The sequence below is a fragment of the Ruania rhizosphaerae genome, assembly GCF_009805705.1.
Taxonomy (GTDB): domain Bacteria; phylum Actinomycetota; class Actinomycetes; order Actinomycetales; family Beutenbergiaceae; genus Ruania; species Ruania rhizosphaerae.
In genome coordinates this window covers 26,667-45,251 of record NZ_VSMB01000004.1, presented here as the reverse complement: position 1 = coordinate 45,251, position 18,585 = coordinate 26,667, and the positions used below count along the sequence as shown (strand labels likewise).

18 protein-coding genes, 1 tRNA gene and 1 other RNA gene are annotated in these 18,585 nt (G+C 68.0%); 16 read left to right on the top strand and 4 right to left on the bottom strand.

Features of this window, described 5'->3' with window-relative positions:
- Window positions 1-39 precede the first annotated feature (39 nt).
- Window positions 40-127: transfer RNA gene (locus FV560_RS07660), tRNA-Ser, on the bottom strand.
- A 141-nt stretch (window positions 128-268) separates the two neighbouring features.
- On the opposite strand from FV560_RS07660, the gene ffs reads away from it, so the two are divergent.
- From ffs to FV560_RS07625, 7 genes are all read left to right on the top strand, one after another.
- Window positions 269-365: signal recognition particle sRNA small type (gene ffs / locus FV560_RS07655), an RNA gene on the top strand.
- A 232-nt stretch (window positions 366-597) separates the two neighbouring features.
- A complete protein-coding gene (locus FV560_RS07650) occupies window positions 598-3,243 on the top strand; it encodes a DNA polymerase III subunit gamma and tau (RefSeq protein WP_159620939.1) in 2,646 nt (881 codons plus the stop codon).
- Complete coding sequence (recR, locus tag FV560_RS07645) at window positions 3,240-3,845, top strand: recombination mediator RecR (protein ID WP_159620938.1); 606 nt, start codon at window positions 3,240-3,242, stop codon at window positions 3,843-3,845. Before FV560_RS07650 ends, recR begins: the two co-directional genes overlap by 4 nt.
- The gene (locus FV560_RS07640; RefSeq protein ID WP_159620937.1) at window positions 3,838-4,416 is read left to right on the top strand and encodes a DUF5063 domain-containing protein; all 579 of its coding nucleotides are present in this window, start codon (window positions 3,838-3,840) and stop codon (window positions 4,414-4,416) included. The genes recR and FV560_RS07640 overlap by 8 nt, the downstream gene beginning before the upstream one ends.
- A gap of 57 nt (window positions 4,417-4,473) precedes the next feature.
- Window positions 4,474-5,289 (top strand): TSUP family transporter, encoded by an 816-nt coding sequence (locus tag FV560_RS07635; protein ID WP_159621141.1) that lies wholly within the window; start codon window positions 4,474-4,476, stop codon window positions 5,287-5,289.
- 142 nt (window positions 5,290-5,431) lie between these two features.
- Window positions 5,432-6,700, top strand: a complete 1,269-nt coding sequence (locus tag FV560_RS07630) for an aspartate kinase (protein WP_159620936.1) — start codon at window positions 5,432-5,434, stop codon at window positions 6,698-6,700.
- Window position 6,701: 1 nt separating this feature from the next.
- Entirely contained in the window at window positions 6,702-7,751 is a 1,050-nt protein-coding gene (locus FV560_RS07625; RefSeq protein ID WP_159620935.1) for an aspartate-semialdehyde dehydrogenase, read from the top strand.
- A gap of 176 nt (window positions 7,752-7,927) precedes the next feature.
- On the opposite strand, the gene FV560_RS07620 is transcribed toward FV560_RS07625, so the two are convergent.
- Window positions 7,928-8,557 (bottom strand): TetR/AcrR family transcriptional regulator, encoded by a 630-nt coding sequence (locus FV560_RS07620; protein ID WP_159620934.1) that lies wholly within the window; start codon window positions 8,555-8,557, stop codon window positions 7,928-7,930.
- Between the two features lie 63 nt (window positions 8,558-8,620).
- On the opposite strand from FV560_RS07620, the gene FV560_RS07615 reads away from it, so the two are divergent.
- On the top strand, window positions 8,621-9,631 hold the full coding sequence (locus tag FV560_RS07615) for an ABC transporter ATP-binding protein (protein WP_159620933.1): 1,011 nt from the start codon (window positions 8,621-8,623) through the stop codon (window positions 9,629-9,631).
- Window positions 9,624-10,430 carry an ABC transporter permease gene (locus FV560_RS07610; RefSeq protein ID WP_159620932.1) on the top strand — a complete coding sequence of 269 codons (807 nt, stop codon included), beginning with the start codon at window positions 9,624-9,626 and terminating at the stop codon, window positions 10,428-10,430. The genes FV560_RS07615 and FV560_RS07610 overlap by 8 nt, the downstream gene beginning before the upstream one ends.
- 15 nt (window positions 10,431-10,445) lie before the next feature.
- On the opposite strand, the gene FV560_RS20515 is transcribed toward FV560_RS07610, so the two are convergent.
- A complete protein-coding gene (locus tag FV560_RS20515; RefSeq protein WP_275401894.1) occupies window positions 10,446-10,733 on the bottom strand; it encodes a hypothetical protein in 288 nt (95 codons plus the stop codon).
- Window positions 10,717-11,676, bottom strand: a complete 960-nt coding sequence (locus tag FV560_RS07600) for an ROK family transcriptional regulator (protein WP_159620930.1) — start codon at window positions 11,674-11,676, stop codon at window positions 10,717-10,719. The genes FV560_RS20515 and FV560_RS07600 overlap by 17 nt, the downstream gene beginning before the upstream one ends.
- A gap of 119 nt (window positions 11,677-11,795) precedes the next feature.
- On the opposite strand from FV560_RS07600, the gene FV560_RS07595 reads away from it, so the two are divergent.
- The 7 genes from FV560_RS07595 (at window position 11,796) to FV560_RS07565 (ending at window position 18,585) form a co-directional block, all read left to right on the top strand.
- Window positions 11,796-13,073, top strand: coding sequence for an ABC transporter substrate-binding protein (locus tag FV560_RS07595; protein WP_159620929.1), 1,278 nt, complete (start codon window positions 11,796-11,798; stop codon window positions 13,071-13,073).
- A 31-nt stretch (window positions 13,074-13,104) separates the two neighbouring features.
- On the top strand, window positions 13,105-14,025 hold the full coding sequence (locus tag FV560_RS07590; RefSeq protein ID WP_159620928.1) for a carbohydrate ABC transporter permease: 921 nt from the start codon (window positions 13,105-13,107) through the stop codon (window positions 14,023-14,025).
- Window positions 14,025-14,915, top strand: a complete 891-nt coding sequence (locus FV560_RS07585) for a carbohydrate ABC transporter permease (RefSeq protein WP_159620927.1) — start codon at window positions 14,025-14,027, stop codon at window positions 14,913-14,915. The genes FV560_RS07590 and FV560_RS07585 overlap by 1 nt, the downstream gene beginning before the upstream one ends.
- An 81-nt stretch (window positions 14,916-14,996) precedes the next feature.
- On the top strand, window positions 14,997-16,670 hold the full coding sequence (locus FV560_RS07580) for a glycoside hydrolase family 13 protein (RefSeq protein ID WP_159620926.1): 1,674 nt from the start codon (window positions 14,997-14,999) through the stop codon (window positions 16,668-16,670).
- 233 nt (window positions 16,671-16,903) lie between these two features.
- Window positions 16,904-17,845, top strand: coding sequence for a type IV toxin-antitoxin system AbiEi family antitoxin domain-containing protein (locus FV560_RS07575; RefSeq protein ID WP_159620925.1), 942 nt, complete (start codon window positions 16,904-16,906; stop codon window positions 17,843-17,845).
- Window positions 17,846-17,938: 93 nt separating this feature from the next.
- The gene (locus FV560_RS07570) at window positions 17,939-18,187 is read left to right on the top strand and encodes a hypothetical protein (protein ID WP_159620924.1); all 249 of its coding nucleotides are present in this window, start codon (window positions 17,939-17,941) and stop codon (window positions 18,185-18,187) included.
- Window positions 18,184-18,585: a type II toxin-antitoxin system VapC family toxin gene (locus FV560_RS07565; RefSeq protein WP_159620923.1), complete on the top strand. Its 402-nt coding sequence runs from the start codon at window positions 18,184-18,186 to the stop codon at window positions 18,583-18,585. Before FV560_RS07570 ends, FV560_RS07565 begins: the two co-directional genes overlap by 4 nt.

Below are 18,585 nucleotides of genomic sequence, written 5' to 3'. Positions count from 1 at the left end.
AGCCCCCAGTCGAAAAGCGTGACTGAGGGCTCTGAGCCGTGGCGGAGGATGGGGGATTCGAACCCCCGAGGGCTTGCACCCAACACGCTTTCCAAGCGTGCGCCATAGGCCACTAGGCGAATCCTCCAAGGCGACCTCCAGGGTAGCGGGTCGGCAGCGGCAAGACGAACTCACGTGGTGTGACGGATGACACCGGGGTCGGAGCGAGCGGGCGACGGCGCAGCCCACATTCGTTGTCCGGCACCGGCGCACGGGCGGTACAGTGGAACCAGACCCCTCGTGCGGCGTCATCTCACTGAACTCCCCCAGGGCCGGAAGGCAGCAAGGGCAGGTGGGCTCTGGCGGGTGTGCGGGGGGTCCTTTACACGTCCCGACGGCAATGGTGCTTCCCGGTCAGTGCCTTCGCCCGAGCTTCGACCCTTGTGGTGTTGATCTGACCTGCCGCGTGAGTCGGATCAACACCACAAGGTGCTCCGGGGCGCCGCCGCCCCCGATGCATCCGCAGATCGGTGGGATCCGGGCACCAGGACCCCGATCGGGGCCCACCTGCCGGATCGGCTGGACGCGATGTCGGTAGTGCGGCCTATTGTGAGTCGGGTGAGCACTGCGTTGTACCGCCGGTACCGGCCCGAGACGTTCGCTGACGTGATCGGTCAAGAACACGTCACCGAACCGCTGATGGCTGCGTTGGGCTCGGGCCGGATCAACCATGCCTACCTGTTCTCCGGTCCCCGCGGCTGCGGGAAGACCACGTCGGCGCGGATCCTGGCGCGATGCCTGAACTGCGCCGAGGGCCCGACGGCGACGCCGTGCGGTCGCTGTGACAGCTGCCTGGAACTCGCCCGCGGCGGATCGGGATCGCTGGACGTGGTGGAGATGGACGCGGCATCACACGGTGGTGTCGACGACGCCCGCGAACTGCGGGAGCGAGCCGCGTTCGCCCCGGCGCGCGACCGTTTCAAGGTGTTCATCATCGACGAGGCGCACATGGTGACCCCGCAGGGGTTCAACGCGCTGCTGAAGCTGGTGGAGGAACCGCCACCGCACGTGAAGTTCGTCTTCGCCACCACCGAGCCCGAGAAGGTCATCGGGACCATCCGTTCGCGCACCCACCACTACCCCTTCCGACTGGTGCCCCCGGACCGGCTCACCGACTACCTGCAGAGCCTGGCCACCGCCGAGGATGTACGGATCGACTCCGGCGTGCTGCCACTGGTGGTGCGCGCCGGTGGCGGATCGGTACGCGACTCCCTCTCGGTGCTGGATCAGCTCATCGCCGGCGCGTCCGAGGGAGTGGTCGGGTACGAACGAGCCGTCGCGCTGCTGGGATTCACACACGGCACCCTTCTCGACGACACGATCGACGCATTGGCGGCGCGCGACGGCGGGAGTCTGTTCCGCGTGGTCGACCGTGTCATCGGATCCGGGCATGCGCCGCGCCGCTTCGTGGAGGACCTGCTCGAGCGGCTCCGTGACCTCATCGTGGTCCGCGCCGCAGGCGAGCACGCCGGCTCGGTGCTACGGGCGGTGCCCCAGGACCAGCTCAGCCGGATGGAGGCTCAGGCCGGCCACTTCGGCGCCCATGCGCTTTCCCGTAGTGCCGACCTGGTCAACGAGGCGCTCACGGAGATGACCGGGGCCACGTCCCCGCAGTTGCAGCTGGAGCTGCTCTGCGCACGATTGCTGCTCCCGGCCGCCGACGACGGAGTCGAGGGTTTCGGGGCCAGGCTCGACCGGGTGGAGGGTGCCCTCGCCGGAGGAGGGCCTGTGCCGGCTGCCGTCGGCACGGCACCTGCCCAGCAGTCGCCCCGGGCCGTAGTCACGCCGGAACCTGCGGTGCGGCAGCCTGTGGACGAGCCTGCGTCCGCGCCCCGACAGCCCTCCCCTGAGCAGTCGCAATCGCCCCAGACGACGGAGCCTGCTCGGAGGCCGGAGCCTGCTCAGACGCCGGAGCCCGCCTCGCATGACTCGGCATCGGCTCCGGAGCAACCCGCCGACCTCGCACAGAGTGAGGCAGCAGAGCCGCCTGTGCCGCAGCCGGTTGAGGAAGCCACGCCGCACACGGCCCCCGACGAGCGACCGACTGGGCCCGCCGACCCGACACCAGGTCCCGCAGGGCAGCCCGCCCCCGAGTCGGCCGCCCCTGACACTGCGCCATCGATGCCACCGACCGCCCCGGCGACGAGCCCGTCAACCGAGGACGGCGCGCCCACCGCTGCAGCCGAGACCACCGGGATGACTGCCGACCAGGTCCGGCGCCGGTGGCCGGAGGTCCTCGAGACGCTCGCCCGCCTCAAACGCATCACGTGGGCACTGATCTCCCAAGATGCGCAGGTCGTCAACCTGACCGCGACCACATTGACGCTCGGCTTCTCCACTCCTGGACTTGCCTCGACCTTCCGCAACGGACCGCACGCCGACTTCGTGGCACGTTCATTGCAGGAGACGCTCGGTCTCGGAGTGCGAATCGACTCGGTGGTGGCCGACGGGTCGGCCCCTCCTGCTCACGGCTCGGCCTCTCCGTCTCCCGCACCGGCACCCCCACTCGCTTCGAGCGACTGGGGTTCCCCCGCACCCGGGGGCACGACACCAGTGCAGCCGACGACCGGCCCATCGTCCAGCCAGCCGGCCACCCAGCACGCGTCGTCGCCCGCGGCGCCCCCGTGGGAGCAACGGGACCGGGAATCACACTCCGGCCCGCGTGCGTCCTCCGATGACGGCGACACTTCCGATGCGGAGGCTGACCCAGCCGCCCCCGGCGTCACGGCTCGAGCAGCGCCCGACCAGGATGCTGCGCCCTCGACGGATGCTGCGCGATCGAGGGACGCTGCGCCGTCGGTCGCCCCGGCCCCGGCACCAGCCGACGACTGGCCCGATCTGCCGCCGGCCCCTACTGACTGGGATCAGGAACCCCCGCCGGCGGACGAGCCGCCGGCGCCCGATCCCGGTGCGTCGGTGGACGCAGAACCCCCCGCCAGTGCGCCGGGAACCTCCTCCGCCCGGGACCAGGCGTTCGCCGCGGCACGGCAGGCGAGGACCGCACCCGCGCCGAGGGCGGCGCAGGCGGGTGAGCCGCCTCACGGAACGCAAGCTCCGTCGTCGGCCTTCGACGACGACGCCCCGAGCCCGGACGACCCGGACATCGAGTCCACCGGACTCGTCGGTGCCCCGCTCGTCGCACGCCTGCTCGGCGGTACTGTCATCGACGAGATCGTCGACCACCCGGACGGGAGTGACCAGTGAGCGCGTACGACGGCGTGGTCCAAGAGTTGATCGACGAGCTCGGTCAGCTCCCCGGCGTCGGCCCCAAGAGCGCTCAACGCATCGCCTTCCACATCCTGTCCGCCGATACCGAACGCGTGCATCGACTCGCCACCGCGCTGACCGAGGTGAAGGCCCGGGTACGGTTCTGTGAGATCTGCGGCAACGTCTCCGAAGAGGACCAGTGCCGCATCTGCCGCGACCCGCGCCGCGACGGCGGGTTGCTGTGTGTGGTGGAGGAGGCCAAGGACGTCGTCGCGATCGAACGCACCCGCGAGTTCCGCGGCCGCTATCACGTGCTCGGTGGCGCCATCAACCCCATCGACGGCGTCGGACCGGATGACCTGCGCATCCGTGAGTTGATGACCCGCCTCGCCGACGGGGAGGTCACCGAGGTCATCATCGCCACCGATCCCAATGTCGAGGGTGAGGCCACGGCCACCTACCTGACCCGCATGCTGCGCCCGATGGGCATCGTCGTCTCTAGGCTCGCCTCCGGATTGCCCGTGGGTGGAGACTTGGAGTACGCCGACGAGATCACCCTCGGGCGGGCGTTCGAAGGCCGAAGGAGCATCGATGTCTGAATCGCTGGAGCTGGACTCCGACCTGCAGGCCCTCGGCGGGGCCACCGCAGCGGTCGCGGAGCGCTACGTGGAGACCATTCGTCAGGTCGCTTCCGGAGCGAGTCCGGAAGCAGCGATCCCGCTGCTGCTGCTGGCTGTCTCCGACCTCACCGCAGCAGGCGCGCGCCTCGGGGCGATCGTCGACGTGGTCCCCGCGGCCCGGTTCGAACCCGACGACGGCCCCGACCCGGATGTCGAGCCGCTGCGGCACTCCCTGGTGAACCTGCTCGACGGCGTCGATGAGTACCACGAGGTGTCGGACCCACTTGTCAGCAGCGATGTCACCGACGGCAGTCTCAGCAACGACCTCACCGACATCGCCCAGGCGCTGCTCGTCGGTCTCAACCACCAGCGCGCCGGGAACCTCTCCGAGGCGCTGTGGTGGTGGCAGTTCTCCTACCTTTCCGACTGGGGCGAGCGTGCGGCCAGTGCCGGCCGGGTACTCCTCGGCCTCATCGCCCACCTCCGTCTTGATGTCGACCCCGACGTTGCCGGCGAAGCGGAGTTCGAGGCGTTGCACGCCGACGACTGACTCCGGCTCCGCTCGCGGGCCCGGCCGTGGTACTACTTCCTGGTGACCGACCTCGCCATGCTGGCTGATGCGACTCTCACTCTCCCCGGATCAGCCGGCCTGGAGATCACTGTCTGGGTGCTGACGCTGCTCGTGTTCGCCGGGCTCGCGGCCGGCTTCGTCGACGCTGTCGTCGGCGGCGGTGGGCTGATTCAGCTCCCCGCGCTGCTGCTCGTGCCGGGCATCAGCCCGGTCCAGGCTCTTGCGACCAACAAGGTCGGCTCGATCATGGGAACCTCCACGAGTTCGATCACCTACTACCGGCGCGTCCACCCGGATATGCGCACTGCCGCACCGATGGCGATCGCGGCATTGCTCGCGGCCGTCGGCGGAGCGGCACTGGCGGCCAACATCCCCGCCGAGGCGTTCAAGCCCATCATCATCGTGGTGCTGATCGCTGTCGCCGTGTACACGGTGGCCAGGCCGCAGGTCGGAGTCTCCACGGAACTGAGGTGGACCGGCAACCACCACTACGGCATGGCGATGCTCGTCGGGGCAGCCATCGGCGCCTACGACGGGCTGCTCGGGCCAGGGACCGGTAGCTTCCTGGTGATCAGCCTGGTCAGTGTGCTCGGGTACGCCTTCCTGCCCGCGACGGCGCTGGCGAAGATCGTGAACTTCGCCACGAATCTCGGCGCGCTCGCCTTCTTCGTCCCGCACGGTGCGGTGCTGTGGGGGATCGGCCTCGCGATCGGCACGGCGAACATGCTGGGTGCCTACATCGGTGCCCGCACCGCAGTGGCACGAGGGAGCCGATTCATCCGGATCGCGTTCGTCGTCGTGGTGGCCGTGCTGATCGTCAAGCTCGGGTGGGATGTCGCGCACGGGCGATGACCGCCGTCAGGGCCCGCGTCACCCTCCTGGAGGGCCCGGGTGAGGTTTCGGGATCCGGACGACCCCGGGTCCAGCACCCGGGACGCAGGTACCATGAACCGTTTGATATTGGCCATTCGATCCCAACCCCCCGGAGCGCCCAGTGGCACTCATCGTCCAGAAGTTCGGTGGTTCATCCGTCGCGGATGCCGAGAGCATCAAGCGCGTCGCGAGACGGATCGTCGAGACGAAACAGGCAGGGAACGACGTGGCTGTCGTCGTCTCTGCCATGGGAGACACGACCGACGAGCTGCTCGACCTGGCTTCACAGATCACGTCCGCTCCGCCATCGCGCGAGATGGACATCCTGCTCACCGCCGGTGAGCGGATCTCGATGGCACTGCTCGCGATGGCGATCCACGAGCTCGGCGTCGATGCGCAGGCTTTCACCGGTCAGCAGGCCGGGATGATCACCGACACCGCCTACGGCAACGCCCGCATCGTCGACGTCAGCCCTGACCGCATTCAGGAGACGCTCAGCGGCGGAGGTGTGGCCATCGTGGCCGGCTTCCAGGGCGTCACCGAGAACACCAACGACGTCACGACTCTCGGCCGTGGTGGCTCGGACACCACCGCGGTGGCGCTCGCGGCCGCGCTGAACGCCTCGGTCTGCGAGATCTTCACCGATGTGGACGGACTGTTCACCGCCGATCCGCGCATCGTGCCCAGTGCGCAGCGGATCGACCGCATCAGCATGGAGGAGACGCTCGAGATGGCTGCGCACGGTGCGAAGATCCTGCACCTGCGCGCCGTGGAGTACGCCCGCCGCTACGGTGTGCCGATCCACGTCCGCTCCTCGTTCTCCCAGCACAACGGGACGCTCGTCACCGACCAGGAAGAAGAAGGATCCATGGAACAACCGCTCATCTCCGGCGTCGCGCATGACCGCTCGCAGGCGAAGATCACGGTGATCGGGGTGCCGGACGTTCTCGGGAGCGCCGCCCAGCTGTTCGAGGCCGTCGCCGCGGCCGGCGTGAACATCGACATGATCGTTCAGAACGTCTCCGCCCATCACTCCGGTGTCACCGACATTTCCTTCACGCTCCCGCACGAGCAGGGTGAGGCCGCACGCGCGGCGCTGCAGGCGTTGGCTGCCGAGTACGGCTACCAGGAGATCCAGTACGACGAGGGCGTGGGCAAACTCTCCCTCGTCGGTGCCGGGATGCGCTCGCACCCGGGGGTTTCCGCCCAGCTCTTCGGTGCGCTGCGCGATGCCGGGATCAATATCGAGATGATCTCCACCTCGGAGATCCGCATCTCGGTGGTGACCCGCAGCGAAGACCTGGACGAGGCCGTGCGCGCCGTGCACAGTGCGTTCGGACTGGATGCCGACAAGGTCGAAGCCGTGGTCTACGGCGGGACGGGGCGCTGAGATGGGTGTGAACGTTGCCGTCGTCGGCGCTACCGGGCAGGTCGGTGCGGTCATGCGCCGCCTGCTCGACGAGCGCGACTTCCCGCTCGACTCGCTCCGGTTCTTCGCCTCTGCCCGCTCGGCAGGCACCACCCTGGAGTGGCGCGGCCAGCAGATCGAGGTCGAGGACACCGCGACCGCCGACCTGAGTGGGATCGACATCGCCCTGTTCTCGGCGGGCGGGTCCACCTCCAAGGCGCAGGCTCCGCGCTTCGCCGAGGCGGGCGCCGTCGTCGTGGACAACTCCTCCGCATGGCGGATGGACCCGGACGTGCCGCTGGTGGTCTCGGAGGTGAACCCGGAGGCGATCGACCAGGCGCCCAAGGGCATCATCGCCAACCCGAACTGCACCACCATGGCCGCCATGCCCGCGCTGAAGGTGCTGCACGAGGCGGCCGGCTTGCAGCGGTTGATCGTCTCCACCTATCAGGCGGTCTCCGGCAGTGGCCTCGCCGGGGTGGACGAGCTCGACAGCCAGGTGCGCGGGACCGTGGACCAGCACATCGCCGGACTCACCCATGACGGCTCCGCCGTCACGTTCCCCGACCCGGTCAAGTACATCGCCCCGATCGCCTACAACGTGGTCGCCCTCGCCGGCAGCCTCGTCGACGACGGCTCGGGGGAGACCGACGAGGATCAGAAGCTGCGCAACGAGTCCCGCAAGATCCTCGGCCTGCCCGAGCTGCTCGTCTCCGGCACCTGCGTGCGGGTGCCGGTGTTCACCGGTCATTCCCTCTCGGTCAATGCCGAGTTCGAGCGCCCGCTGAGCCCCCAGCAGGCTGAGAAGCTGCTCGCCGAGGCGCCCGGTGTGCGCCTGGCGGATGTCCCGACGCCGTTGCTCGCCGCGGGTCAGGACCCCACCTTCGTGGGTCGTCTCCGGCAGGACCCGGGAGTTCCGGACGGGCGCGGGCTCGCGCTGTTCATCGCGGGGGACAACCTGCGCAAGGGCGCAGCGTTGAACGCGATCCAGGTGGCCGAGCTGGTGGCTGCCAAGCAGACCGCTTCCGCCTGAGTACGCGTGGAACCGCCCGCATCACCGCGGGAGAACGCTCGTCGATCGTGCCGCTGACAGCGGCACGATCGACGAGCGTTGTGCGTTGCGCTCCATCAGCCAGTGGAGTCCAGGTTCCGGTCTAGCCGTCGAGGCATCGCAGTTCGACGGGTTCCAGTGCTCGTGCGGCTCCGGCCTCACGGGTTCGATTCTCTCTCGCTCACGGTTCGCGCCGGATCGAGCAGGCGGCGCATTCCGGTGTTGAAAACCATCGGGTCGGGCATGATGCCTCCCGCCAGCTGGATCAGACCGGCGCCCTGATCCAGTGCGGCCAGTAGCGTGCCGACATCCGAGACGGCAAGCGTCTCGTCCTCGGCGCGAGCCTTCTCGGCGATCGCGTTGTAGTAGGTGAGAACTGCCGCGAGACGTTGATGTAACTGTGGCGCAATCGTCTCGTCTCGGGCTGCGCTGGCGATGAACTCCAGCGTTGCCAGTGCGAAGCCCTGTGTTGCCCCTGGTGGGTAGCCCTCTCGCTCCGCAAGGTCTCGCCCGGTCGAGGCCGGGTTGGACATCTGCTCGAACGGATCTGCCAGGTCCGCTTCCGCGAGTTCGAGATTGCGATCCATGACGGCCAGGAACAAGGCGGACTTCCCGTCGAAGTTCGAGTACACGGCGCCCTTCGAGAAGCCGGCCTCGCGCGCGATCCGGTCCAGGCTCGCGGCGTGATAGCCATCCTCGGCGAACACGCTGCGCGCCGCGAAGATCAGTGCCTCGCGCGTCTGCCGCTGTCGATCCCGGCGGGAGAGAGGGTCGGGAAGCTCACTCATGTCTCCAGGGTAGAGCGATCTGAGCCTGTTGACGTACTGTCGGTATCCGAATACCGTCGGTATATGCATACCGACGGTATTCGAACTGGTGCGAACACCGATGTTCTACGCATCGCCGGCCTGACCCGGCGCTACGGGCGCGTCGTCGCCAACGACGACATCTCGCTCCGCGTCCGTGCCGGGGAAGTCGTCGGGCTGTTGGGCCACAACGGTGCGGGAAAGACCACGCTGGTTTCCCAGGTGGTCGGTCTGCTGAAACCGGACGCCGGCGAGATCCGGGTGGGAAGCGCCGACGCCGTGCAGAATCCGGGCGCCGCACGTCGGCACGTGGCTCTTCAGCCGCAGGCGCACACGCCCATCGACGGACTCACTCCGCGCGCGGCGATCGAGATCGCGGGCCGCTTGCGCGGGCTTTCGTCCCGCGATGCTCGTGCTGTTGCCGTCGAGCTGGCCGAGGAGCTCGACATCGGCCCCTGGCTGGACCAGCGCGCCCTGCCCGAGGGTGGTGGCCTCTCGGGTGGGATCCGGCGGTTGGCGGGTTTCGCTATGGCCGTGGCGGCACCCACGCCACTGCTCATCCTGGATGAGCCCACCAATGACATCGACGCCTCCCGGCGCCGCTTGCTCTGGGACGCTGTGCGCCGCCGCGGCGATCGAGGCAGCGGAGTCCTGCTGGTCACCCACAACGTGGCCGAGGCCGAGCGGATTGTGGACGAACTGGTCATTCTCGATCGTGGCCGTCTCGTCGCCGACGGGTCACCGGCGCGTCTGCGGGGAACCCAGGACAGCGACCTGCGCCTGGAACTGCAGCTGCCGCCTGAGGGTGTGGACCCATCGGAGGACGGCCTGGGCCTGCCGGTACTGCGCCGCGTGCGAACTGGACGGCGCACCCTGCTGACCGTCGCAGCGAGCGAGGCCGCAGCTGCCGTTTCGTGGGCTACCGCCCACCATGCGCAGGGCCGGATCGAAGGCTTCTCGCTCGCACCGGCGACGCTCGAGGACGCCTACCTGGCCCTCACCGAGCCAGCTGCCCCTCATGCCACCCCAACCAGCGAGGAGGCAACCCATGTCTGAGTCCATCGCCACCCCAACGACGTCTCCCGGCCCGCCACTGGAGCCGATCGCTCCGGTCCAGGTGAGCCTGTGGACCAGCTTCCGTACCCTGATGCGCTGGTCGCTGGCATCGATCGGCGCGATGCTGCCGCTCATCGTCATCGTCCAGGCCATGCTGGCCGCCGGGGTCATTGTCGGATTCGGGTTCCTGATCCCCGGCATCACTGCGGAGAGCGCCCTCGTCCTGTCCTCCGGTACGCCGACGATTCTGCTACTGACCATCGGCCTTGTCATCGTTCCGCAGGGTGTCTCCCGCGCGAGGGCTTCGGGCGCGTTGGACTATCAGCGCGCACTCCCGGTATCGCGGCCACTGTTGCTGCTGGTCGACCTCGTGGTGTGGACGCTCATTGCGCTGCCCGGGGTGGCGATCGGGCTCCTCGTCGCGTGGCTGCGCTACGACCTGACCTTCTCCTTCGACTGGCCGCTGCTCATCCTCGCCTCGTTGCTGGTGACGACGATGGCGACCAGTGTGGGATACGCGATCGCTGTGACGTTGCCGGCGATGCTGGCTCAACTCGTCTCGCAGGTACTGGTGTTCCTCGTCCTGCTGTTCTCGCCGATCACTTTCCCGGCCAGTCAGCTACCGGACTGGTTCCAGGCGCTGCATGCGATCCTGCCCATCCAGCCCGCTGCGGATCTGATGCGGGCGGGGATCGCGTCCGATGCCTTCGCAGCGGACGGGCGGGATCTGCTGGTCCTGGCGCTCTGGACCGTGCTCGGTCTGCTGATCACCACCCGGGCCCTGGTGCGGCGGAAGTGAACCGACAGCCGGAGCCTATCCTCGCCGGTCGCGCCTCAGAGTGACTGGCAGCCCGAGCGGGTCGGCGCGCACGAGCGCGACCGCTCGCTGCAGCGCGCCCGTGCGTACGACGTCCGCCCCGAGCGTGGAAGCGGTGATCGTGGGGTGCGGCGGATGGGTGTACTCCCGCAGCAGTTCCGTTGCCTGGGCGACGACCGGCTCGGCCGCGGGTGCGATGGCGCCAGCGACGATGACCCTCTCCAGGTCCAGCATCGTCGCTATCACTGCGCACACGCGGGCCAGGCGGTCAGCCAGCCGGGCCACGATGTCGGTGGCGAGGGGGTCGCCATTGAGGGCGGCGGCGAACACATGCTCGGCGTCCGGGCCGGTCGTGCCTGCGCGCAGCAGCGCTGAGCCGGGTGGGACGGTCTTGTTCATGATCGCCTCGTGCGCCATCTCCCGGGCTGCGTAGCCCACCCAGGCCTTCCGGCCCCCCGACACCAGCCACGAGGTCGAGCAGACGAAGCTCACCCGCTCCTCCGGACCGCCCCCGTAGCAGCGTGCCGTCGACGATCAGGCCGGATCCGAACCGCTCACCGGAGAGCAGCACCCCGAAGGACTGCAGGCCCGTGCCTCCACCGACGGCACCTTCGGCGACTGCGGCGAGGTTGGCGTCGTTCTCGACCTCCACGATGCGTGCCTGCTCCGAGAGCGCGTCGGTGAGCCCGGGATTCATCCGCTCCCAGAACTCGTGGCCGCGGGGGGAGGTGCCGGCAGCGTCGGTGGGTGCAGGGACGCCGGCAACGATCGCCAGTACCTCCTCGCGCGCGACCCCGGCGTCCGTCAGCGCCCGTTCGAGTACCGCCAGCACGGTCTCGCGGCGTAGCGCCGGATTGGTGTCCTCCTCGCCCAGGCTGGCCTCGGCCGCGCCGCGTGGGCTGCCGCCGAGATCGGCGACCGTCGCGGCGATCCGGTGCCACCCGGCGTCCACACCGACGACGTACCCGGCCTCAGCCGCGAATGCGTAGCGGCGTGCAGGGCGTCCCTTCTGGTAGGTGCCGGCAGACCGGGCGTCCGCGAGCTCGGTGATCCACCCGCGCTGCACCAGTTCGTCGCACATTCCCAGCACGGTCGACCGGGTCAGGCCGGTCGTGGCGATGACGTCACTGGCAGTGAACGGGGCACCGTCCCAGACAGTTCTCAGCACCATGGCCGCGTTGCTCCGCCGCAGGTCCTGCGGAGAGGTCACGACGGCGCTCGAGGTCACCCCTTGACTCTAACGGAGATCGGCGCCATGATTCAGGCATTAAATCTTGCCAGTAGATTTAATTGGAGAATCAACATCGGGTGACCTCACACCCGATGCCGTCCTAGGGAGACAATGACGTGCTTACCTCACAGTCATCGGCGCCATCGGAGCCCACCAGGAGAGCGTTCCTGGCCGGTGCCGGGATCGCCGGTGCGGGGCTCGCTCTGAGCGGATGCACCGCAGGACCAGGAACCGACGAGATCACCTTCTACCAGTCCAAACCCGAGGTCATCGGCTACTTCAGCGACCTCGTCGAGCGGTTCAGCACCGACCGTCCCGCGGTCCGCGTGAGCCACGATTCCACCTCGAACCTCTCCGGCGGATTCGTGCGCAGCTCACCGCCGGACCTCGGGTGCCTGAACTACAACTTCGAAGTCGCACGGTTCGTCGACCGGGGTGCGCTCACCGACCTGAGTGACCTGCCGGCGGCCCAGCGGATCAACCCCGATCTGCAGCCACTGATCGAGCTCACTGCGAACTATCCGGGTCGCACGAGCGTGCTGCCCTACTCGCTGATGATGGCCTCGGTGCTCTACAACCGGGAGATCTTCGCCGAGCACGATCTCGACGTCCCGACCACCTGGCCGGAACTGATCGAGGTCTGCGACACGCTGGCCGACGCCGGCATCACGCCGATCTACTCCACCTTCGCCGATCCCTGGACCGTGGGTCAGGGCCTGTTCGACTACAGCGTCGGGGGCATGGTCGATGTCACCGACTTCTTCACCCGGCTTCGCCAGCAGGGTACCGACGTCGGGCCGGACTCGCCCGTCTCGTTCCAGAAGGACTTCGCCGAACCCGTCCAGCGGATGCTCACCTTGGCCGCCTACTCCAACGACGACGCCACCAGCCGCGGCTACGGGGACGGCAATCTGGCTTTCGCGGGTGGCCAGGCGGCCATGTACCTGCAGGGGCCGTGGGCACTGACCGAGATCGCCAAGTTGGACGAGACGGTGGATGTCGGTGCGTTCCCGCTGCCGATGACCGACAGCGCTGACGACCTGCGCGTGCGGGTCAATGTCGACCTCGCGCTGTGGATCCCCGAGATGTCCTCCCAGCAGGATGAGGCACGTGAGCTGCTGACCTACCTGATGCAGCCGGAGGTCATCAACGCCTATAACGAGTTCGCCAACGGCTTCGGCGTCACCACCGACGCGCCCGATGTCTCCAACCCGACCCTGCAGGAGCTCCAGCCGTTCTACGACGACGCCGCGTTCTACCTCGGCGCCACCCAGCTCATCCCGCAGTCGATACCCGTGCACAACTACGCCCAGGCACTGGTGACCGGTTCGGACCCCGACCAGATCCTGCGCACGCTCGATGCCGACTGGGCCCGGCTCGCCTTCCGCTCCTGACTCCCGTTTCCTGACCTCTGAGAGGACTGCCATGGCAACCTCACTCACCAGCCGCAAGGTCGCGGCTGCTGACGCAGCGTCCGTACCACCCCGGCGTAGCCGTGTGGACACCACCTTCTACCTGTTCCTGATCCCGTCACTGGTGTTGTTCACCCTCGTCATCACCCTGCCGGCGGTGATGGGGATCTTCTACAGCTTCACCGACTCCATCGGCTTCGGTGAGTTCGAGTTCGTCGGCTTTATCAACTACATCGTGATGTTCTCCGACCCGGCGATCCTGGGGTCTTACGCGTTCACGATCGGATTCTCGTTGGTCACCGTGCTGGTGGTGAACGCGGCCGCCTTCTTGCTGGCGATCGGCCTGACGTCGAAGATCCGCGCCAAGACGGCCCTGCGCACGGTCTTCGTGATGCCGATGGTGGTGTCCGGCATCATCATCGCGTTCGTCTTCAACTTCCTCTTCTCCAACTCCTTGCCCCGGCTCGGTGCCGCGCTCGGATCGGACCTGCTCTCGCAGAGCATCCTCGCCAATCCGGACCTGGCATGGACGGCGATCGTGTTCGTGACCGCCTGGCAGGCGATCCCGGCCACGATGCTCATCTACATCGCGGGGATCGTCGCGATACCGGGGGAGGTGTACGAGGCGGCTTCACTGGACGGTGCCTCACCGGCCCGACAGCTGGTATCCATCACGCTTCCGCTCGTGGCCGGCTACGTGCTGATCAACATGGTGCTGGGGTTCAAGAACTACTTGAACGCCTACGACATCATCGTCGGTCTCACCGACGGCGGACCGGGCACGGCCACGCGCAGCGTGGCCATGACGATCTTCTCGGGCTTCACCGGTGGTGACTACGCCTACCAGATGGCCAACGCCGTCATCTTCTTCCTCATCGCCGTCGCACTGGCGATGCTCCAGCTACGTCTGACCCGCGGAAAGGTGTCGGTCTGATGTCAACGAACACTGTCTCAACGAGCGCTGTGCCAACGAGCACCGGCCGCCCTCCAGTGCGCGCCGATCGGCGTGATCGCGCCAACATTCCCGTCACCATCATCCTCGCGGTGGCGTCGCTCGCCGTGCTCGTACCGCTGCTGGTGACCGTCTCGATGGCTCTGAAGTCGACCGCCCAGGCTGTCGACGGGAACGCGTTCTCGCTGCCCGATCCCGTCAGTGCCGCCGGGGTGGTCGAGGCCTGGGTGATGACCAACTTTCCACGGGGCTTCGTGGTCTCGCTGTTCGTGTCCACGGTCACCGTCGGTGGCGTCATCGTGTTGAGCGCGATGGCCTCCTATGCGATCTCCCGCAACTGGGAGCGCCGCCTGTTCCGGTACTCCTTCTTCTATCTGCTGGGCGCCATGTTCCTGCCGTTCCCGGTGCTGGCGCTCTCCCAGGTCAAACTCACCGGCATGGTCGGTCTCGATAATCCGGCCGGCGTGGCGTTGTTGCACGTGATGTTCCAGCTCTCGTTCAGCACCCTGCTGTTCACGGCCTTCCTCAGGTCGATCCCGGAGGAGCTGGAGGAGAGTGCCCGGCTGGACGGCGCCACCACTCGCCAGGCATTCTGGAGGCTCGTCTTCCCGCTCCTGGCGCCGATGAGCGCGACCGTCGGAATCCTCGCCTTCCTGCACTCCTGGAACGACTTCATGATGCCGTCGCTGATCACGTCCGACCCGGCGTGGCAGACGCTCCCCGTGCTGCAGAGCATTTTCCAGACGCAGTTCAGCAACAACTACAACGTGGCGTTCGCCTCCTACATGATGTCCATGGCCCCTGCGATCGTGGTGTACCTGTTCACGCAGCGGTGGGTCATGTCCGGCGTGACCCAGGGTGCGATCAAATAGTTGCCAGCAGCCGCTCACAGACCCTCGTGCTCGCGGCCTTCCCCAGCTCGACGAGACAACCAGAAAGAAGAGCTACACCCCATGCCTCACTCCCTGGCCAGCGAACCCCGCGCCGAGGTTCTCGCTTCAGATCCCACCTGGTGGCGGCAGGCCGCCGTCTACCAGATCTACCCGCGTGCGTTCGCCGATTCCGACGGCAGCGGCCTGGGTGACCTGCGGGGGATCACCGAGAAGGTCGGTTACCTCAGCGCCCTGGGGATCGACGCCGTCTGGCTCAGCCCGTTCTACCCCTCGGCCCTGGCCGACGGTGGCTATGACGTCGACGACTACCGCGACGTCGACCCCAAGCTGGGGACGTTGGCTGACTTCGACGACATGGTCGCCGCCCTCCACAGCGCCGGGATCCGGCTGATCGTGGACCTCGTGCCGAACCACACCTCGGACCGGCACGAGTGGTTCCAGGCCGCCCTCGCGGCCCCGAAGGGCTCACCTGAGCGTGACAGGTACATCTTCCGGGACGGCAAGGGCCCCGACGGCGCAGAGCCACCCTCGGACTGGGGTTCCACTTTCGGTGGACCCGCCTGGCATCAGGTGGCCGACGGGCAGTGGTACCACCACTTCTTCGCCAAGGAGCAGCCGGACCTGAACTGGGACAACCCCGACGTCCGGGCGGACTTCCTGCACACGCTGCGGTTCTGGTCCGACCGCGGGGTGGACGGGTTCCGGGTGGACGTCGCGCACGGCCTGGCCAAAGATCTCCCGCTCGACCTGCCCAGCCAGAAGGCGCTCGATGCGATGCCCCAGGACGGGACCCACCCGATGTGGGACCGGGACGAGGTGCACGAGATCTACGCCGAATGGCGCGAGGTCTTCAACTCCTACGACCCGCCCCGTATCGCGGTCGCCGAAGCATGGGTGCCTGCGGATCGGCGCTGGCGCTACGCGAGCGAGCACGGGCTCGGGCAGGCCTTCAACTTCGACCTGCTCGAGGCGGATTTCGACGCCGCGCAGTTCCGGGAGATCATCACGTTCAACCTGGAGCTGGCCACCGAGTCAGGTTCGTCGACCACGTGGGTCTTCTCCAACCACGACGTCGTCCGTCACGCCACCCGGTACGGTTTGCCTCCCCGGAACGGGGACGAACGCAAGGCTGGGTCGGCGTGGTTGCTCAGCGGTGGCACCGAGCCGGTGCTGGATGCCGAACTCGGCCTGCGGCGTGCCCGCGCGGCCACGCTGCTGGAGCTCGCGTTGCCGGGTTCGGCGTACCTGTACCAGGGGGAGGAGCTCGGACTGCACGAGGTGGCCGACATTCCCGCCGACCAGCGCCAGGACCCGACGTTCTTCCGCACCGAGGGCGCCGAGATCGGCCGCGACGGCTGCCGCGTGCCCCTGCCCTGGGCAACAGAGGGAGTCTCGTTCGGCTTCGGGTCCGCCGAGCCCGATCTGCCGCAGCCGGAGTGGTTCGGAAAGTACTCGGTGCAGGCGCAGGATGGGGTGCCGGGCTCGACGCTCACGATGTACCGGGAGGCGCTCGCGCTGCGCCGGCAGTTGCAGACGGAGGAGAGCCTGGAGTGGCTCGAGACCGGCAACGAGCAGGTGCTGGCGTTCACCCGGCCGAACGGCTGGGTGAGCGTCACGAACTTCGGAACCTCCGCCGTCGAGCTTCCGGCGGGTGAGGTGCTGCTCACCAGCAGCCCCCTGACGGCGGACGGTCACCTCCCCGGGGCCACCACGGCCTGGCTGCGGCTGCGCTGATTCCCATCGGCACTCCCGCCCCACCGCCACTCCACTCGCCCTCACCCCAGGCCGCGAACGCTGAGTTGTTCGGCGTTCGCGGCCTGAACGCCGAACAACTCAGCGTTCGGCCACGGATGGGTTCGGGGGTGCAGGTGGGGTAGGGGGCAGCGGAGGTAGGCCCCGATGTTCGCTTGTCCACAGCCCCCTGGCCCGCTGGCGCGGCGACTCACGGATGACGCGACCATCGAGCGATGGTTCGAGCACCGACACCGGAACTCCTTCTTCTCGCCAGGCGACAAGAGGGACTGGTCAGCGCGCAGCAGTGCAAGGCACACGGGATCAGTGGGGATGTCCTCACCAGGCTCGTGCGATCGGGACAATGGCGGCGGGTCGTACGCGGTGTCTACGACACAGGTGTCATCGAGAACCCGGTGGACTGGGAGCACCGGCGGATGCGGCCGGTGTGGATCGGCGTCCTCGCAGGTGGCCCGCGGTCCGTCGCGGTCGGCCCGTGCGCCCTCGCCGTTCACGGCGCATGGGGTCTGCCGATCGACCTGCAACCGCAGATCTCGGCGCCGGGCGCTACGGATTCCCGGCCGGGTGAGCCCGTGAGGGTCCGCAGGTTTGAGTCCGACAGGATCCTGACCGTGCGTGGCATCCGCGTGATTCCACCCGAGCGTGCGCTCGCGCAGTCCGTGTGCGAGATGTTCCGGTCGACCGCGATCAGTGTGCTCGACTCCGCGCTCAACCGCGGTGTGCTCCGCCTCGATGGGCTCGACACCGTGCGCCGGCTGGTTCGGGGTCGACGCGGCGCCGCACGGACGCACGACTGGTGGCACCTGGTCGATCCACGTGCCGAGTCACCGATCGAGACGCGGGCCAGGCTGATCTTCTCCGATGCGGGCCTGCCACCCACCGCGCTTCAGGTTCCCGTGCTGGCTTCCGACGGGTCCACCATCGGATTCGCCGATATGGGCTGGCGTCGTCCGGACGGCGGGTGGGTTGCGGTGGAGATGGACGGCCGCGAGTTCCATGAGGCGCCCGGTGCTCTCCTGCATGACCGGCGACGGCAGAACGACATGCTTCTGTCCGGCACGACGATGCTGCGCTTCACTGGCAGCGATCTCAACCACCCGCCGCAGATGGTGTCGAAGCTGCGTCGCGCCCTCCTCGGGATCCCGTTGGCCGCCTGACACGGTGACGAACGCTGAGTTGTTCGGCGTTCGCGGCCTGAACGCCGAACAACTCAGCGTTCGGCCGAGGGTGGATGCATGTAGAATGCATGCATGGTTGCGATGCAGATTCGGGACGTCCCCGACGACGTACGTGATGCACTGGTCGAGCGAGCCCGCGAGTCTGGGCAGTCGCTCCAGGGTTTCCTGCTCAGCATGGTGGTCCGAGAGGCCAACTACACCCAGAACCGCGCCATCATTGCCGAGCTGGATTCGTGGACCACCGGCACAGGGGTCACGGGTGAGGACGTGCTCGCTGCGCTGGACACGGCACGGTCCGAGCGCTCGGGTGACGCCGGATGATCGTTCCGGATGCCTCGGCCGCTACGCTCCTGTTCACCGACCCAACCGCCGACTCGAGGGCTGCGTCGGCCCGGACGGTGCTAGCGGCAGACCCGGCATGGATCGTGCCGGAGCACTGGCACACCGAGGTGTTCAGTGCGATCCGCGGACTGTGGCTCGGTAAGAGGCTGGACGATGCCCACGCCGAACGTGCCGCCGCGACCCTTGCCCGAATGGTCGTCGGCGCTACCCCCACGGCCCCGCTCCTGCCGCGCATGTGGGAACTGCGCTCATCGCTGAGCGCGTATGACGCCGCCTACGTTGCCGCCGCGGAATCACACGCCTGCACCCTGGTCACTGCCGACGCCCGCATCGCCCGTTCCGGCGCCGCTCGCTGCGACATCCGCGTCATCGACTGA

What these genes read in the sequence shown, in the direction of transcription:
- FV560_RS07575 (WP_159620925.1), top strand. Translation starts at nt 16,904, where the DNA reads ATGGTTCGAGCACCGACACCGGAACTCCTTCTTCTCGCCAGGCGACAA.
- FV560_RS07635 (WP_159621141.1), top strand. Translation starts at nt 4,474, where the DNA reads ATGCTGGCTGATGCGACTCTCACTCTCCCCGGATCAGCCGGCCTGGAG.
- FV560_RS07565 (WP_159620923.1), top strand. Translation starts at nt 18,184, where the DNA reads ATGATCGTTCCGGATGCCTCGGCCGCTACGCTCCTGTTCACCGACCCA.
- FV560_RS07580 (WP_159620926.1), top strand. Translation starts at nt 14,997, where the DNA reads ATGCCTCACTCCCTGGCCAGCGAACCCCGCGCCGAGGTTCTCGCTTCA.
- FV560_RS07570 (WP_159620924.1), top strand. Translation starts at nt 17,939, where the DNA reads ATGGTTGCGATGCAGATTCGGGACGTCCCCGACGACGTACGTGATGCA.
- FV560_RS07615 (WP_159620933.1), top strand. Translation starts at nt 8,621, where the DNA reads ATGCATACCGACGGTATTCGAACTGGTGCGAACACCGATGTTCTACGC.
- FV560_RS07640 (WP_159620937.1), top strand. Translation starts at nt 3,838, where the DNA reads ATGTCTGAATCGCTGGAGCTGGACTCCGACCTGCAGGCCCTCGGCGGG.
- FV560_RS07610 (WP_159620932.1), top strand. Translation starts at nt 9,624, where the DNA reads ATGTCTGAGTCCATCGCCACCCCAACGACGTCTCCCGGCCCGCCACTG.
- FV560_RS07590 (WP_159620928.1), top strand. Translation starts at nt 13,105, where the DNA reads ATGGCAACCTCACTCACCAGCCGCAAGGTCGCGGCTGCTGACGCAGCG.
- FV560_RS07620 (WP_159620934.1), bottom strand. Translation starts at nt 8,557, where the DNA reads ATGAGTGAGCTTCCCGACCCTCTCTCCCGCCGGGATCGACAGCGGCAG.
- FV560_RS07625 (WP_159620935.1), top strand. Translation starts at nt 6,702, where the DNA reads ATGGGTGTGAACGTTGCCGTCGTCGGCGCTACCGGGCAGGTCGGTGCG.
- FV560_RS07585 (WP_159620927.1), top strand. Translation starts at nt 14,025, where the DNA reads ATGTCAACGAACACTGTCTCAACGAGCGCTGTGCCAACGAGCACCGGC.